Consider the following 15,757-nt stretch of genomic DNA (forward strand, 5'->3'; position numbering starts at 1 on the left):
TCGAGGTGGATCAAGTCTTGCCAGAATCACATCCTGGTGACGACGCAACGCGCCGACTTGACAGTGTTTTGGCAGCGAGTATTCTCGACCCTCGTGACAACTGAGGGGAGATCCCCGAAGCGGTGGTTGATCGGCGACCCGCTTCCGAGCGAGAAACTCGAAGGACAGCTACTCCCGAAGCACCTCGCGCTACCGATTTTCGCCTCCGACGCACTGTCCAGCGTCGCCTATGCTCCGCAGGAACTCCTGATGATCCTGCTGCTCGGCGGTCTGGCCTTCCTCTCGTTCGCCCCCTGGGTGGCCGCGGCCGTCGTCATCCTGCTGATCACGGTCGTGCTGAGCTACCGGCAGCTGGTCAAGGCCTACCCGTCGGGAGGCGGCGACTACGAGGTCGCGCACAAGAACCTCGGCGAGAAGGCCGGCCTTGTCGTGGCCTCCGCGCTGCTGGTCGACTACGTGCTGACCGTCGCCGTGTCGGTCGCCTCCGGCGTCGACAACGTGATCTCGGCGCTGCCGTTCCTGTCGCCGTGGCGCGTCGAGCTCGCCGTGATCTGCGTGATCATCCTCGCCGCGGTCAACCTGCGCGGTGTGCGCGAGTCGAGCAAGGCGTTCGCCCTCCCGACCTACATCTTCATCGGCAGCATCTTCGTGATGATCGCCACCGCGCTCGTGCGCACGGCGCTCGGCAACCCGCCGGTGGCCGAGTCGGCGGGCTACTCGGTGCACACGGCGAACATCGCGCAGGCGGGCGTCGTGCTGCTGCTCCTGCGCGCGTTCTCGAGCGGCTGTTCCGCGCTCACGGGAGTGGAGGCCGTGGCCAACGGCGTTCCCGCCTTCCGCACGCCGAAGATCCGCAACGCCCGCACCACGCTCGGCCTGATGGGCGGCATCGCGATCGTCCTGTTCGCCGGCCTCACGGCGACCGCGCTCATCAGCGGCGTCCACTACGCGGAGAACCCGTGCGACCTGCAGGGCTGGGCGCAGTGTGCGACCTCCCCGCAGCGCTCGCTCATCGCGCAGATCGCGTCGGCGACGTTCGGCAACAACACGGTCTTCTTCTTCATCGTGCAGGCGGCGACCGCTGTGGTGCTGCTGCTGGCGGCGAACACCGCGTTCAACGGCTTCCCGCTGCTCGGCTCGGTGCTCGCGCGCGACTCCTACGCGCCGAAGGCTCTCAACACGCGCGGCGACCGCCTCGTCTACTCGAACGGCATGATCCTGCTGGCCCTGGCCGCGACGATCCTGCTGCTGGTCTACCAAGCGAACCTCACGCAGCTCATCCAGCTCTACATCATCGGCGTCTTCGTGTCGTTCACCCTCGGCCAGTCCGGAATGGTGAAGCACTGGGTCACGCTGCTGCGCGGTGCGGGCAAGGACGGCGCGGCGACGCTTAACGCGCGCGAGCGCAGCAGCATCGTGCGCTCGCTCTGCATCAATGCCTTCGGCGCGACACTGACCTTCATCGTGCTCATCGTCGTCACGATCACGAAGTTCACGCACGGCGCCTACCTGGTCTTCATCTTCATGCCGATCCTGTGGTTCCTGATGCTCGGCGTGAACCGTTACTACCGCGATGTCGAGAAGGAGATCGAGGTCGACCCTGTCACGACCTTCGGCAGCGTCGGCGACCACGCGGTGGTACTGATCGGCAAGATGCAGAAGCCGGCCCTCAAGGCGCTCGATTACGCGATCGCCGCCCGCCACGACTCGATCGAAGCCGTGCACGTCTCCATCGACGAGGAGGCGACCCAGAAGCTGCAGCGCCAGTGGATCGAGCAGAACATCCATGTGCCGCTCACGATCATCGAGTCCCCGTACCGCGAGTTCGGCGTGCCGCTCATCAAGTACCTCAAGCACCGCAGGGAGGAGCACGGCTCCGAGGTCGTGACCGTGTACCTCCCGCAGTACATCGTCGGCCACTGGTGGGAGTCGCTGCTGCACAACCACCGCGCCCGCAGGCTGAGCAAGCAGCTCATGCTGTGCCACGGCGTCACCGTCGCGCTCGTGCCGTGGCTGCTCGACTCGTCGTCGCTCATCTACGGCCGGCGCTCGCGCCCGCTGCCCGGTCAGGACCGTCGCGGCGAGCCTACGCGACCCATCGCCCGCCGGCCGCTCGCTCCGGCGTCGGCCGCGCGTGCCCGCATCCACATCCACTCGACGCCGGTCGCGGTGAGCGGGCCGGAGGCCGCCCAGGCCGGATTCGCGGCGCAGGGTGAGCCGGCCGTGCCGCCGGTGAGCGCGAGCGAGCAGAACGCGCCTGTCGACGTCGAGCAGCAGAAGGCGTCGGCGAAGGCGAAGCGTTAGAGCCGCACTGCCGGCCCGTGCCCTGGCAGCACCCACCGTGCGTCGCACAGGCTGAGCCGGCGCGCGCTCGCCTCGGCGCGGTCGGCGTCGTGGTGGAAGAAGGACGGCAGCTGCTGCAGCTCGCCGTCGTCGGCGAGGAGCGCGTGCCCGGTCACGAGGGCGTCGCCCGTGATCAGCGCCTCGGCGTCCGGCTCGAAGAAGCAGGCGTGGCCCGTCGTGTGGCCCGGAGTGGGCAGGAGCTCCAGGCGGTGGCCGGTCGAGAGCTCGAGCACGTCGACCGTGATCGGCTGCGCCGCCGGGACGCCGACCTCGCCCAGGCCACCCGCGCGGATGGCAGCGACCGCCCAGGGGATCGTCCCCGGGCGGAGCGCGAACGGGAGGAGATCGCCGACAGTGACCTGCTCGGTGACCTCCCTGCGCACGTTCGGCAGCTCGTCCTCGGCGGCGAGCACCTCCACGCCGTAGCGCTCGCTCCAGACCCGGCCGGCGCCGAGGTGGTCGGAGTGCCCGTGGGTCACGATGATGCGTGCGAGCGCCGAGAGGTCGAGCCCGGCCGCGCGGATCGACTCCTCCACCAGGAGCCGGTCGGCAGGGTAGCCGCAATCGACGAGTTCCACGCGCCCGTCGCCGTGGAACACCGTCCAGTTGGACGCCGGGCCTTCGACGAAGAGGATGCCGGGGGCGACGGTGGTCAGGGAACGGATCGCGCGCACAGGGTAGACAGTACCGTCCATAGCTTGACATTGACGTAACGTCAACCTTTAGCGTGGTTCGCACAGCCCACGGAGAGGGGACGGACATGGTGGAGGCGGACGCCGACTGGAGCATCCAGGACATCGCTCGCATCGCCGGCACGACGAGCCGGACGCTGCGTCACTACGACGAGCTCGGCCTGCTCGTGCCGAGCCGGATCGGCGCGAACGGCTACCGCCGCTACGACCGCGACTCCCTCGTGCGGCTGCAGCGCATCCTGCTGCTGCGCGACCTCGGCCTCGGCCTCCCGGCCATCGCCCGGGTGCTCGACGACCGGCAGGATGCGGTGCCCGCACTGCGTGACCATCTCACCTGGTTACGCGGCGAACGGGAACGGCTGGCGCGGCAGATCGCGTCGGTCGAGGCGACGATCCACGCAGTGGAGGAAGGAGAGGAGATCGTGGCGGAAGACATGTTCGACGGTTTCGATCACACCCGGTACAAGGAGGAGGTCGAGCAGCGCTGGGGCACGGACGCGTACGCGGCCTCCGACCGCTGGTGGCGCGGGATGACCGCGCAGGAGCGCGCCGGTTGGCAGCAGCGGCAGAAGCAGCTGGCGGCCGATTGGATGGCCGCCGCCGAGCGCGGTGCCGACCCGGCCTCCGACGAGGCGCAGGCGCTCGCCCAGCGGCACTGGCAGTGGCTGGCCGACATCCCGGGAACCCCGGGTCACGGCGCCGGCGGCCCGCCGGCGGCCTACCTGACGGGCCTCGGCGACATGTATGTCGCCGACCCGCGCTTCGCCGCCAACTACGGCGGCACCGAGGGCGCCACCTTCGTGCGAGACGCTCTCCGCGTCTATGCCGCAGCCCACCTCGCGTAGCACCCGCCAGGCAGCCATCGATTCCTCACTTTCTCCCGCAACACGCCGAGTGGAGGCGGGAGAAAGTGAGGAACGGTTGGCTAGGCGCGGCGAGGGCGGGCGCGCCGGGCGCCCCGGGCGCGGCCGGTGAGGCGATCGTCGAGCCAGTGCGCGGCGATGATCCGTGACGCGCGCGGCGGTGTGCGCGGTTCGGCGGTGGCGCGGTCGGGTTGCGGGCCGCGCACGAGGGGGGAGGCCGCCCGGTCGACGGCGCGCGAGCGCGCCGAGGCGTCGGACTCGAGCAGGATGCCGTCTCGCACGTCGAAACGGACGGCATCCTGCTCGCCCACGCCCTCCCCACGGAGGCCGGGGCCTTGCTCCGCCGTGCCTTCGAGTTCGCCTTCCAGCTCGGCGTCCGCTGGTGCGGGCTCCGGCAGCCGGATGGCGAAGAACGGGAGGGTGAGACTGCAGAGCGGCCCGACCAGCAGCGCGAACGCGAGCGTTCCGACGCCGACGTCGCCGCCGAGGAACCAGCCGATGATCAGCACCGTGACCTCGATGGCCGTGCGCACGGCCCAGATCGGCCGGCCGGTGCGGGCATGGAGGCCGGTCATGAGGCCGTCGCGCGGCCCCGGCCCCAGCTTGGGCCCGATGTAGAGCCCGGTGGCGACGGCCAGCAGCACCAGGCCGGACGCGAAGAGCAGCACCTCGGCCCAGAGCTCGGTCTGCTGGGGGATCAGCCACAAGCCGAGTTGCGCGCTCGGCCCGACCAGCAGCACGTTGAGCACGGTTCCGAGTCCCGGCTTCTGCCGAAGCGGGATCCAGAACGCCAGCACCACCAGGCCCACGATGTTCGTCACGAGCCCGAACGGGATGCCGGTCTTGAACGAGATGCCCTGCGCCAGCACGTCCCACGGCGACACGCCGATCCCGGCGCGGACCATCAGCGCGATGGCGATGCCGTACAGGAAGAGGCCGACCAGGAGCTGGCCGATGCGGCGGACGAGGAGGAACCGGGACATAGTGACAATCCAATCGGCCGATTGGCATTACAACAAGATGCCAATTCGGATAAAGTGGCCCGCATGTCCGACGCGCACCTGACCGCCCGCTCCCTCGAGTCCCTCCTCGGCGACTGGCGCAGCGCGGCACCCGGTTATCAATCCCTGGCCGACCGGGTGCGACTCCTGGTGCTCGACGGCCGCATCCCGATCGGCACCCGGCTGCCGGCCGAACGCGACCTCGCCGGTCGGCTCGAACTCAGCCGCACCACCGTCACCGCCGCCTACCGGCAGCTGCGGGAGGGAGGGTTCCTCGACAGTGTTCGGGGTTCCGGCAGCGTCGCGCGGCTGCCCGGGCCGACGCTCGCCCTGCCACTCGCCGGTGGCGAGGGGATGCTCGACTTCACCAAGGCCGCGCTGCCCGCCGCAGCCTCCCTCCCGGCCGCCGCGCGCGCGGCCGCGGAAGAGCTCCCGCACTTCCTGCCCGACTCCGGCTACGACCCGGTCGGTCTTCCGCACCTGCGTCAGGCGATCGCCGACCGGTACACCGAGCGCGGCCTCCCGACCTCCGCCGACCAGGTGCTGGTCACCGTCGGCGCGCAGCAGGCGATCGCGCTCATCGCGCGCACCTTCCTGACGCGCGGCGACCGGGCGCTCGTCGAGATGCCCACCTACCCGCACGCGACGGAGGCGCTGAAGCTCGCGGGGGCGCGACTGCTCCCGATCACCGTGACGCCGCCGGAGGATGCGCCGCACGCGCTCGGCGCGGAGGACGACGGCTGGGATGTCGCCGCAGCCGAGCAGGCGATCCGGAGGGCGAATCCGGCCCTGGCCTATCTGATCCCGGACTTCCACAATCCGACCGGAGCCTCCATGTCGCCGGCGACCCGCGAACGCCTGCTCGCGGCGGCGGCCGCCCACGGGACCATCGTGGTCGGCGACGAGACGACCGCCGAGCTCGACATCGACCGCGTCGGCGAGTACCTCCCGCTGGCGGCGTCTGCGCACAGGAAGGCGGGCGACGCCCCCGTCCTGCTGATCGGTTCGGCCAGCAAGAGCCTGTGGGGAGGCCTCCGGATCGGCTGGATCCGCGCCGAGCGCCCGCTGATCCAGCGACTCCTCTCGGCGAAGCCGTCGACCGACCTCGGCACTCCGATGCTCGAGCAGCTGGTCGTGGCGCGGATGCTGCCGCAGTCGCGGGAGATCGTGGAGGAGCGGCGGCTGCAGCTGCGCGCGGGGCGCGAGACCGTGCGCAGGTTGGCGGCCGAGATCTTCCCCGACTGGCGCATCCCGAGCCTCCACGGCGGCCTCGCGGCGTGGGTCGGCATCGGCGCGCCCGTGAGCTCGGCGCTGGCACTGGCGGCCCGCAACCACGGCCTGCTCATCGCCGCCGGGCCGCGTTTCGGGCTCGACGGTGCATTCGAGCGGTTCCTGCGCGTGCCGATCACCTACACCGAGGAGGAGACCGTGCGGGCGTTCGCGGCACTCCGAGGCGCGTGGGCGGTGGCGTCGTCCGAGCCCGTGCCCTACTTCGAGGCTGCCGCGCTGCCGAACGTGGTCTGAGTGCCGGTGCCGGTCGTCTCGCCGTCCGTGAGCCCGGTCAGCTCCGCGGCGACCGCCCACAGCGAGGCGGGGAGGTCGCGTCCGCGTGCGCTGCGCGGGAGGCGGGCCCGGTGGGTCGGGCCGACCAGCGCCATCGTCGACGGCCCGTAGTACGCGCCCTGCACGGCGGCGGGGTCGGCGGCGGCGAACAGCAGCGGCTCGGCTCCCTGCTCGACGCCCTGCGACGGCAGGAGCGTGCGGCTCGCCGGCTGCAACTGCTTCTCGCGACCGAGGTTGCGGCCTGCGGTCTGCAGGTTGGTGCGCGTATACCCCGGGTGTGCCGCGGTGCTGAGCAGCCCCCAGCCGTTCGCCTCCGAGAGCTCGGCGAGTCGCAGGGTCATCAGGAGGTCGGCGAGCTTGGACTGCGCGTAGGCGCGAACCGCGCTGTAGCGGCCCCGGAACTGCAGGTCGCCGAAGTGGATCGACCCGATGTCCGCCGCGCCGCTCGACATGGTCGCGACCCGCGGCGCCGTCGACTGCAGCAGGCGCGGGAGGAGGAGGTTGGTGAGCAGGAACGGGCCGAGGAAGTTGCTCTGGAACTGCAGCTCGTAGCCGTCGACGGTCTCGATGCGCGCGGGCGGGATCATCACACCGGCGTTGTTGACGAGTGTGTCGATCTGCTCGCCGTCTGCGAGCATCCCCTCGGCGAAGGTGCGAACGCTGGCCAGGTCGGCGAGGTCGATCCTGCGCAGCCGGAGGTCGGCCCCCGGTACGCGGGTCAGGAGCTCGGCGCGCGCGGCCTCGCCCTTGTCGAGGGAGCGTACGGCCATGGTGACGCGCGCGCCGGCTGCGGCGAGCCGGGCCGTGGCCTCCTTGCCGGTGCCGCTGTTGGCGCCGGTGACGACGATGTGGCGTCCGGTCTGGTCGGGAACGGTGTACACGGTGTCCTCCGCTGGTCGTGAAATAATGAACCGATGGTCTGTTAGGGATCACGGTAATAGACCGATGGTCTGTTAGCAAGAGGGAGGGACATGTCCCAGGCGACGTTCAGCCGCGCACGGAGCGAGGAGCAGCGCGCACAGCGCAGGGAGGCCATCCTCTCCGCCGCCGCCGAGATGCTGGTCGACACCCGCGTCGCCGAGCTCAGCCTCAACGAGCTGGCGCGACGGGTCGGCCTCGCCAAGTCGAACGTGCTGCGCTACTTCGAATCGCGGGAGGCCGTGCTGCTGGAGCTGTACGGCCGCGAGTTCGCCGCCTGGCTCGACGCCCTCGAAGCCCGGCTGGCCGCGCTCGCGGCGCACACTCCCGAGTCGCTCGCCGCGGCCGTCGCGGACACCGCTGCCGAGCGCCCGGTGTTCGCCGAGCTGTGCGCGGCGGCTCCCGGCATCCTCGAGCACAACATCTCGGGACCGGTCGCGCGCGACTACAAGCGCGCGCTGCTGGCGCACGTGGCGCGTCTTGGCGCCCTGGCCTCCCCGTGGATCGGCGAGGACCAGGCGGACGTGCTCCTCTTCGTCGGAACCGTCACGCTGGGGATCGGCGGCATCTGGTCGACCTGCCGCCTGTCGCCGGGCATGGCAGAGGCGTACCGGCTCGACCCGGAGCTCGCCGGCTTCCGTGTGGACTTCCGCGAGAGCCTCGAGGTCCTGCTCGTCACGGTCGTCAGGGGACTCCGCGCCGCCTGAAGTGGTACCACGGCATGAGGAAATTGCACAGCCTGCAATGAGAGACTTCACCAGCGCCGTCGCTGCCGCATGCCATGCACTCACGCTTTTCGAGGGGATCCCCCGTGCACTATCTCGCCGTCCTCAGTATGAGGAATCGCGCCCTGATCGCACTCGTCACGATCGTCGCCGCCATCTTCGGCGGCGTGGCTCTCACGAGCCTCAAGCAGGAGCTCGCCCCCTCGATCTCCTTCCCGCAGCTCGTCGTGCTGTCCAGCTACCCCGGCGCCTCTCCCGAGGTGGTCAACAACGACGTCAGCACGCCGGTGGAGGCCGCCATCCAGGGCGTGCCCGACCTCGACTCCACCTCAGCGGTCAGCAGCACCAACCAGTCGATCATCACGGCGAAGTTCACGTACGGCACCGACCTGGCGACGGCGGAGCAGAAGATCGACCAGGCCATCAACCGGATCAAGTCGACACTGCCGTCCGGCGTCGACCCGCAGGTGCTGTCGGGATCCATCGACGACCTCCCCGTCATCCAGCTGGCCGTCACCGGCAACACCGACCAGCGCACACTCGGCGACGACATCACCAAGCTCGCGCTGCCCGACATCAAGAACCTGACGGGCGTCAACGACGCCCAGCTCGTCGGTGAGGTCGGCCAGCGCATCACCATCACGCCCGACCAGGCCAAGCTGGCCGGAGCGGGCGTCACCAGTTCGGCGATCAAGAACTCGCTGCAGCAGTACGGCGTGCTCCTCCCGGGCGGGTCCCTCACCGAGGACGGCAAGACCCTCACCATCCAGTCCGGCACGCAGCTGACGTCGGTGGCCGACATCGCGTCGCTGCCGCTGGTCAAGGTGACCTCCGCGTCGGCGGGCAGCGGCGCAGCGGGCAGCGGTTCGGCGGGCAGCGGTTCGGCGGGCAGCGGTTCGGCGAGCGGTGGTTCGGCGAGCGGTGGTTCGGCGAGCGGTGGATCCTCAACGGGTCAGCAGGGTGGGACGAGCGGCGGCTCGTCGGCGAGCCAGCAGGCCGCGGCGGCCCAGGCGGCCGCCGCCTCCACTCCGGTCACCATCGGAGACGTCGCCACGGTCGCCCAGACCGACGACCCGGTGACCTCGCTCTCCCGCGTCGACGGCAAGCCGGCGCTGACCATCGCGGTGACCAAGCTTCCTTCGGCCAACACGGTGGAGGTCTCGCACAGCGTCTCGGCGCTCATCCCGAACCTGGAGACCAAGCTCGGCAACGGCGCGAAGATCACCGTCGTCTTCGACCAGGCGCCGTTCATCACGCAGTCGATCAACTCGCTCGCCGAGGAGGGCCTGCTCGGCCTCGCGGCGGCGGTCATCGTGATCCTGGTGTTCCTGCTCTCGGTGCGTTCCACGCTGGTGACGGCGATCTCGATCCCGACCAGCGTGCTGATCACCTTCATCGTCATGTGGGCGAGCGGCTACACGCTCAACATCATCACGCTCGGTGCCCTCACGATCGCGATCGGCCGCGTCGTCGACGACTCGATCGTGGTCATCGAGAACATCAAACGACAACTCGTGCCGGGAGCCGACCGGGCGGTGACGATCGTGCGCGCGGTGCGCGAGGTCGCCGGCGCGATCACGGCCTCCACCATCACGACGGTCGCGGTGTTCCTGCCGCTGGCCTTCGTGGGCGATGTCACGGGTGAACTCTTCCGACCGTTCGCCCTCACCGTCACCATCGCGCTGCTCTCGTCCCTCCTCGTCGCGCTGACGATCGTGCCGGTGCTCGCGTACTGGTTCCTGCGCGCGCCCAAGGCGCGCAAGCACGAGGGCGGCGAGCACGACGACGAGGCGGCCCATCTGTCGATCGCGGACGCGATCGCTTCCGGGCACGACGAGCTCGAGCACCCGTCGCTGCTCCAGCGCGGCTACCTGCCGATCATCCACTGGACGCTCAAGCACTCGTGGCTGACGATCATCGCCTCGGCGATCGTGCTGGTCCTGACCTTCGCGGCGTTCCCGCTCCTCAAGACGAACTTCCTCGGATCCAGCGGACAGAACTCGCTGACCGTCACGCAGACGCTCGAGCCGGGCGCGAGCCTCCAGGCCAAGGACGACGCGGCCAAGAAGGTCGAGCAGAAGCTGCTCGACACGAAGGGCGTGAAGACGGTCCAGGTGTCGATCGGTTCCAGCGGCTCCTCGCTGCGCGACGCGTTCACCGGCGGAGGCGGCGCGACGACGTTCTCGATCACGACCGACCCGAACGCCGATCAGGACAAGCTCCAGACGACGATCCAGAGCGAACTGAGCGGCATCACCGACGCCGGCGACGTGCAGGTGTCGGCGTCCAGCGGGTTCGGCGGCTCCACGGACATCGAGGTGGACATCACCGCGAGCAGCAACGCCGATCTGCAGAAGGCCACGGACTCTGTGGTCGCCGAGCTGAAGAAGCAGAAGTCGCTCAGTCAGGTCACCGACAACCTGAGCGCCTCCCTGCCGTACGTGTCGGTGACCGTCGACCGCACGAAAGCGGCGCAGGTCGGCCTCAGCGAGGTCGCCGTGGGCACGCTCGTGTCGCAGACCATGCAGCCCACGCAGATCGGTTCCGTCGCGATCGACAACTCCACGCTCAAGATCTACCTGCAGGCGGACAATCCGCCGACGACCGTCGCCGGGCTCTCCAAGCTGCCCATCCCGACGGCCACGGGCGTGGTGCCGCTGAGCTCGATCGCGACCGTCGCCGAGACGAAGGGGCCGTCGACCGTCACCACGCAGCGCGGGCTGCGCACGTCGACGGTGACCGCGACGCCGGGCGACAACCTGACGACGGCCAACCAGGAGGTCACGAAGGCGCTGAACGCCGCCGACCTCCCGGCTGGCGCGACGGCGAAGATCGGCGGTGTCTCGTCGAGCCAGTCGAGCGCGTTCGGCCAGCTCGGGATCGCCCTGCTGGCGGCCATCCTGATCGTCTACATCGTGATGGTGGCGACGTTCCGGTCGCTGCGTCAGCCGCTGCTGCTGCTCGTGTCGGTGCCGTTCGCGGCGACCGGCGCGATCCTGCTGCAGCTCGTGTCGGGCATCCCGCTCGGTGTCGCCTCGCTCATCGGCGTGCTGATGCTGATCGGTATCGTCGTGACGAACGCGATCGTGCTCATCGACCTCGTCAACCAGTACCGGGCCAGAGGCATGTCGGTCAGCGAGGCGGTCGTGCACGGCGCTTCCCGCCGTCTGCGGCCCATCCTGATGACCGCGTTGGCGACCATCGCGGCGCTGTTCTTCATGGCCATCGGCCTGACCGGGCACGGCGGCTTCATCTCGCAGCCGCTCGCGATCGTGGTGATCGGCGGCCTGCTGTCGTCGACCGTGCTGACGCTCGTCGTGCTGCCGACGCTGTACAACCTCGTGGAGGGCGCCCGCGAACGGCGGCTCGCCCGCCGCGCGGCCAAGAGCGGCGGTGACGGCGGCGCCGGTGGCGAGGGCGGCCACGGTGACGGCGGATCCGGTCCGGAGGGATCGGGACCCGACGGTCCGGGTGCGGCGGAGCAGGACGCGGACGCCGAGTCGCCCGAGCCTCCCGTGTTCACGACGCCGGCCGGAGGCCAGCAGCTCTGACCTGACACCGAGGAGCCCGCGAACGCCCTCATCCTGCGCGGATGAGGGCGTTTGCGCGCCCCTCGATCGGTTTCGGTCGCCGGATGTCCGGGATGCCAGACGAGCGAGCGGTCCGGGGGCTCACTGGCGTGCGGGCACATTGCTAGCGTCGCGGGTATGAGCCTCTCCTCCGGTGCCCTCTCCTCCGGTGCCCTCTCCGTCGACCCGCTCTGGCCGCGGGCCGGATCCTGGCCGGCGCTCGCGGACGTGCCGACGGGTCAGGCTGTCGATCTCGCGCTGATCGGCCTCCCCACCTGGCGCACCTCCCTGTCGGCGACCGGCGCGCACGCGACGCCGGCGGCCGTACGGGATGCGCTGCGACGCTACTCGCTGCACGTCCCCGGACTCGAAGTGGAGGCGCTGCGCTTCGCCGACGCCGGGGACGTCGCCGAACCGGACGGCGCTGACGGCGAGCAGCGCGCCATCGCGGCGATGCGGGAGGCCGCCGACCGCTCGCGCGTGACGGTCGCCGTCGGCGGCGACAACTCGCTGACCGTGCCCGCGGCGCTCGGGGCGTGGGGGGAGCGGCTCCCGTCGGCCGGACTGATCACCCTCGACGCCCACCACGACCTGCGCGACGGCGTCTCCAACGGCTCTCCGGTGCGGCGACTGGTGGAGGCCGGGCTCGACGGCCGGCGGATCGTCCAGATCGGGATCGCCGACTTCGCGAACTCGGCGGCCTACTCCCGGCGCGCGGAGGAGCTCGGCATCACGGTCGTGCCGCGTGATGCGCTGCACGGCCGACCGCTCGACGACGTGATGGCCGAGGCCCTGGAGATCGCCGGTGCCGCGGGAGGACCGGTGCACGTCGACCTCGACGTCGACGTCTGCGACCGGTCGGTCGCGCCCGGCTGCCCGGCCTCCGTGCCCGGTGGCCTCGCCGCGTGGGAGCTGCGCCGCTTCGCCCGGCTGGCGGGCGCCTCCCCGCTGGTGCACTCGATCGACATCGCCGAAGTCGACGCCACCTCCGACGCCGACGACCAGCGCACCGTGCGCCTCGCCGCCCTGCTGGTGCTGGAGGCCGCCGCCGGCCTCGCCTCCCGCGCGCGCTGATCGCCCGAGCCGCGTCCGGCCTCCCGGCTGCGTGTCGAGGCGGCGCGTCTCGGCCGGCTCGCGCGCGTGGAGCCCGGTTCGCGCCGTCTCGGAGCGCGCGCCCTCAGGCGACGTGGGTGCTCGCGACGAGGGGGACGCCGGGGCGGTAGGCGAGGTGCACGTACGTGGGGGCGTCCAAGACGACGTAGTCGGCGCGGGCGCCGGGGCGCAGGTGGCCGACGTCGTCGCGGCGCAGCGCCTCCGCGCCGCCGAGGGTCGCAGCACGCACGGCCTCCGGCACTGTCATGTCCATGTCGCGCACGGCGACGGCGATGCAGAACGGCATCGACGAGGTGAACGACGAACCCGGGTTGCAGTCGCTCGCCAGCGCCACTCGCACGCCGGCGTCGATCAGGCCTCGAGCGTCGGGATAGGGGTGCCGCGTCGAGAACTCGACGCCCGGCAGGAGGGTCGCCACCGTGTCCGAGCCCGCCAGCAGCGCCACGTCGGCGTCGGTCAGGTAGGTGCCGTGGTCGACGCTCGCGGCGTCCAGCTCGACCGCGAGGGCGACACCGTCGCCGGGCCCGAGCTGGCTGGCGTGCACGCGCACGCCGAGCCCCCGCTCTGCTCCCGCGGTCAGGATGCGGCGTGACTGCTCCACGGTGAAGGCGCCGGTCTCGCAGAACACGTCGATCCAGCGGGCGTGCGGCGCACACGCGTCCAGCATGGCGCCCGTCACCAGCTCGACGTAGGCCTCCGGGTCATCGGCGTACTCCGCGGGGACCACATGCGCCCCCAGGAATGTGGTCTCGGGCGTGACCTCCCCGGCCAGCCGCAGGATGCGCTCCTCGTCCGGGACGGTCAGGCCGTAGCCGCTCTTGATCTCGAACGTCGTCGTTCCCTGTGCCCGCAGCTCGATCACGAAGCGCGCGAGCCGCGCACGCAGCACCTCGTCGGACGCCTCCCGTGTCGCCGCCACCGTGCTTCGTATGCCGCCTGCGGAATACGGTCGCCCGGCCATCCTCGCCTCGAACTCCGCGGCGCGATCGCCGCCGAAGACGAGGTGGGTGTGACTGTCGACGAAGCCCGGGATCACCGCTGCGCCGCCGGCGTCCAAGACCGCGTCGGCGTCCGAGCGCGGCGCCGCCGCCGCGGGTCCGGTCCACTCCACCCGGCCGTCCACCTCGAGCAGCGCAGCGTCGCGGACGACGCCGAGCGGCCCCTCGTGCGACGGGTCGAAAGTAACGAGCTCGCCGATCCCGGTCAGCAGCGTCGCGTGCGGCATCACGCCTCCTGCGTCGGGGTGCGCTCGCCCATCGGGACCCGGAGTCCACGCTCGCGCGCAACCTCCGCCGCGTGCTCGTAGCCGGCGTCCACGTGGCGCATGACGCCGGTGCCGGGGTCGTTGGTCAGCACGCGTTCGATCTTCTCCGCGGCGAGTGGTGTGCCGTCGGCGACCACCACCTGGCCGGCATGGATGCTGCGGCCGATGCCGACGCCGCCGCCGTGGTGGAGGGAGACCCAGGTGGCGCCGGACGCGGTGTTGAGGAGGGCGTTGAGCAGCGGCCAGTCGGCGATCGCGTCCGAGCCGTCCTTCATCGCCTCGGTCTCCCGGTACGGGGAGGCGACGGAACCGGAGTCGAGGTGGTCACGGCCGATCACGATCGGCGCCGAGAGCTCGCCCGAGGCGACCATCTCGTTGAACTTCAGTCCCGCGAGGTGCCGCTCCTTGTAGCCGAGCCAGCAGATGCGGGCGGGCAGGCCCTCGAAGTGCACCTTCTCGCCGGCCTGCGTGATCCACCGGCGGAGCTTGTGGTCGTCGGGGAACAGTTCGAGGATCGCGCGGTCGGTCGCGGCGATGTCGGCCGGGTCGCCGGAGAGCGCCGCCCAGCGGAACGGGCCGCGGCCCTCCTCGAACTGCGGCCGGATGTAGGCGGGCACGAACCCGGGGAAGGCGAACGCGCGGTCGTAGCCGCCGAGCTGCGCCTCGGTGCGGATCGAGTTGCCGTAGTCGAAGACCTCGGCGCCGGCGTCGAGGAAGCCGACCATGGCCTCCACCTGCTTCGCCATCGACAGCCGTGCGGCGATCGTGAACGCTTCGGGGTCGGCGGCGGCGCGGTCGTGCCACTCCTCGACGGTGATGCCCTCGGGGAGGTAGCTGAGCGGGTCGTGCGCACTGGTCTGGTCGGTCACGATGTCGATCGGCACGCCGCGGCGCAGCAGCTCGGGGAACACCGTGGCCGCGTTGCCGACCAGCCCGACCGAGAGCGCCCTGCGCTCGTCCTTCGCCGCGGTCACGCGGGCGACCGCGTCGTCGAGGTCGTCGGTCAGCTCGTCCAGGTAGCCGTGGTCGACGCGGCGCTGGAGTCGGGTGCGGTCGACATCGACGATGAGCACGGCGCCGCCGTTGAGTGTGACGGCCAACGGTTGCGCGCCGCCCATCCCCCCGCAGCCGCCGGTGAGGGTCAGCGTGCCGGCGAGGGTGCCGGCGAACCTCTTGTCCGCGATCGCCGCGAACGTCTCGTACGTGCCCTGCAGGATGCCCTGAGAGCCGATGTAGATCCAGGAGCCGGCGGTCATCTGGCCGTACATGGTCAGCCCGAGAGCCTCCAGCCGGCGGAACTCGGGCCAGGTCGCCCAGTCGCCGACGAGGTTGGAGTTGGCGATGAGCACGCGCGGCGCCCACTCGTGGGTGCGGAACACCCCGACCGGCTTGCCGGACTGCACGAGGAGCGTCTCGTCGGCCTCCAGATCACGCAGCGTGGCGACGATCGCGTCGAACGCCTCCCAGCTGCGCGCTGCGCGGCCGGTGCCACCGTAGACGACCAGGTCGTCGGGGCGCTCCGCGACCTCCGGATCGAGGTTGTTCATCAGCATGCGCAGCGGTGCCTCGGTCTGCCAGCTCTTCGCGCTCAGCTCGGTGCCGCGCGGCGCGCGCACCGGTCGTGATCCCTGCATGTCGTGTGGTCCTTTCAAGCTATCCGTTCCTCACTTTCTCCCGCCTTCCACCGGCGTGTCGCGGGAGGAAGT

General features: G+C 70.9%; 11 protein-coding genes. 6 read left to right on the forward strand and 5 right to left on the reverse strand.

All coding sequences use genetic code 11. The features are described 5' to 3' along the window. Positions 1–126: 126 nt before the first annotated feature. Complete coding sequence (locus tag KNO15_RS11465) at positions 127–2,304, forward strand: APC family permease (protein ID WP_241703906.1); 2,178 nt, start codon at positions 127–129, stop codon at positions 2,302–2,304. Here the strand turns inward: KNO15_RS11465 and KNO15_RS11470 are convergent. After that, positions 2,301–3,038, reverse strand: a complete 738-nt coding sequence (locus tag KNO15_RS11470; protein WP_241703855.1) for an MBL fold metallo-hydrolase — start codon at positions 3,036–3,038, stop codon at positions 2,301–2,303. The two genes, KNO15_RS11465 and KNO15_RS11470, sit on opposite strands and share 4 nt — an antisense overlap. A gap of 65 nt (positions 3,039–3,103) precedes the next feature. Between KNO15_RS11470 and KNO15_RS11475 the strand changes: the two genes are divergently transcribed. Continuing rightward, positions 3,104–3,880, forward strand: coding sequence for a MerR family transcriptional regulator (locus tag KNO15_RS11475; RefSeq protein WP_241703856.1), 777 nt, complete (start codon positions 3,104–3,106; stop codon positions 3,878–3,880). Between the two features lie 80 nt (positions 3,881–3,960). Here the strand turns inward: KNO15_RS11475 and yczE are convergent, their stop codons facing one another. After that, a complete protein-coding gene (yczE, locus tag KNO15_RS11480; RefSeq protein ID WP_308220435.1) occupies positions 3,961–4,881 on the reverse strand; it encodes a membrane protein YczE in 921 nt (306 codons plus the stop codon). A gap of 63 nt (positions 4,882–4,944) precedes the next feature. Here yczE and yczR point away from each other — a divergent pair, with 63 nt between their 5' ends. Next, positions 4,945–6,423 (forward strand): MocR-like transcription factor YczR, encoded by a 1,479-nt coding sequence (gene yczR / locus KNO15_RS11485; RefSeq protein ID WP_241703857.1) that lies wholly within the window; start codon positions 4,945–4,947, stop codon positions 6,421–6,423. Here yczR and KNO15_RS11490 read toward each other — a convergent pair. Continuing rightward, positions 6,387–7,343: an SDR family oxidoreductase gene (locus KNO15_RS11490; RefSeq protein ID WP_241703858.1), complete on the reverse strand. Its 957-nt coding sequence runs from the start codon at positions 7,341–7,343 to the stop codon at positions 6,387–6,389. The genes yczR and KNO15_RS11490 overlap by 37 nt on opposite strands. Positions 7,344–7,433: 90 nt before the next feature. On the opposite strand from KNO15_RS11490, the gene KNO15_RS11495 reads away from it, so the two are divergent. The 3 genes from KNO15_RS11495 (at position 7,434) to KNO15_RS11505 (ending at position 12,748) form a co-directional block, all read left to right on the forward strand. Beyond that, entirely contained in the window at positions 7,434–8,087 is a 654-nt protein-coding gene (locus KNO15_RS11495) for a TetR/AcrR family transcriptional regulator (protein ID WP_241703859.1), read from the forward strand. Between the two features lie 104 nt (positions 8,088–8,191). Then, complete coding sequence (locus KNO15_RS11500; RefSeq protein ID WP_241703860.1) at positions 8,192–11,656, forward strand: efflux RND transporter permease subunit; 3,465 nt, start codon at positions 8,192–8,194, stop codon at positions 11,654–11,656. 156 nt (positions 11,657–11,812) lie between these two features. Next, entirely contained in the window at positions 11,813–12,748 is a 936-nt protein-coding gene (locus KNO15_RS11505) for an arginase family protein (protein WP_241703861.1), read from the forward strand. A gap of 103 nt (positions 12,749–12,851) precedes the next feature. On the opposite strand, the gene hutI is transcribed toward KNO15_RS11505, so the two are convergent. Next, entirely contained in the window at positions 12,852–14,012 is a 1,161-nt protein-coding gene (hutI, locus tag KNO15_RS11510; protein ID WP_241703862.1) for an imidazolonepropionase, read from the reverse strand. Continuing rightward, positions 14,012–15,685 (reverse strand): urocanate hydratase, encoded by a 1,674-nt coding sequence (gene hutU / locus KNO15_RS11515; RefSeq protein ID WP_241703863.1) that lies wholly within the window; start codon positions 15,683–15,685, stop codon positions 14,012–14,014. Before hutU ends, hutI begins: the two co-directional genes overlap by 1 nt. Between the last annotated feature and the right edge of the window lie 72 nt (positions 15,686–15,757).

This window comes from Leifsonia shinshuensis, from assembly GCF_022606355.1.
GTDB classification, from domain to species: domain Bacteria; phylum Actinomycetota; class Actinomycetes; order Actinomycetales; family Microbacteriaceae; genus Leifsonia; species Leifsonia shinshuensis_B.

Excerpts from the sequence above, each read along its gene's own strand:
- KNO15_RS11470 (WP_241703855.1), bottom strand. The coding sequence starts at position 3,038 with ATGGACGGTACTGTCTACCCTGTGCGCGCGATCCGTTCCCTGACCACC.
- KNO15_RS11475 (WP_241703856.1), top strand. The coding sequence starts at position 3,104 with ATGGTGGAGGCGGACGCCGACTGGAGCATCCAGGACATCGCTCGCATC.
- yczE (WP_308220435.1), bottom strand. The coding sequence starts at position 4,881 with ATGTCCCGGTTCCTCCTCGTCCGCCGCATCGGCCAGCTCCTGGTCGGC.
- yczR (WP_241703857.1), top strand. The coding sequence starts at position 4,945 with ATGTCCGACGCGCACCTGACCGCCCGCTCCCTCGAGTCCCTCCTCGGC.
- KNO15_RS11495 (WP_241703859.1), top strand. The coding sequence starts at position 7,434 with ATGTCCCAGGCGACGTTCAGCCGCGCACGGAGCGAGGAGCAGCGCGCA.
- KNO15_RS11505 (WP_241703861.1), top strand. The coding sequence starts at position 11,813 with ATGAGCCTCTCCTCCGGTGCCCTCTCCTCCGGTGCCCTCTCCGTCGAC.
- hutI (WP_241703862.1), bottom strand. The coding sequence starts at position 14,012 with ATGCCGCACGCGACGCTGCTGACCGGGATCGGCGAGCTCGTTACTTTC.
- hutU (WP_241703863.1), bottom strand. The coding sequence starts at position 15,685 with ATGCAGGGATCACGACCGGTGCGCGCGCCGCGCGGCACCGAGCTGAGC.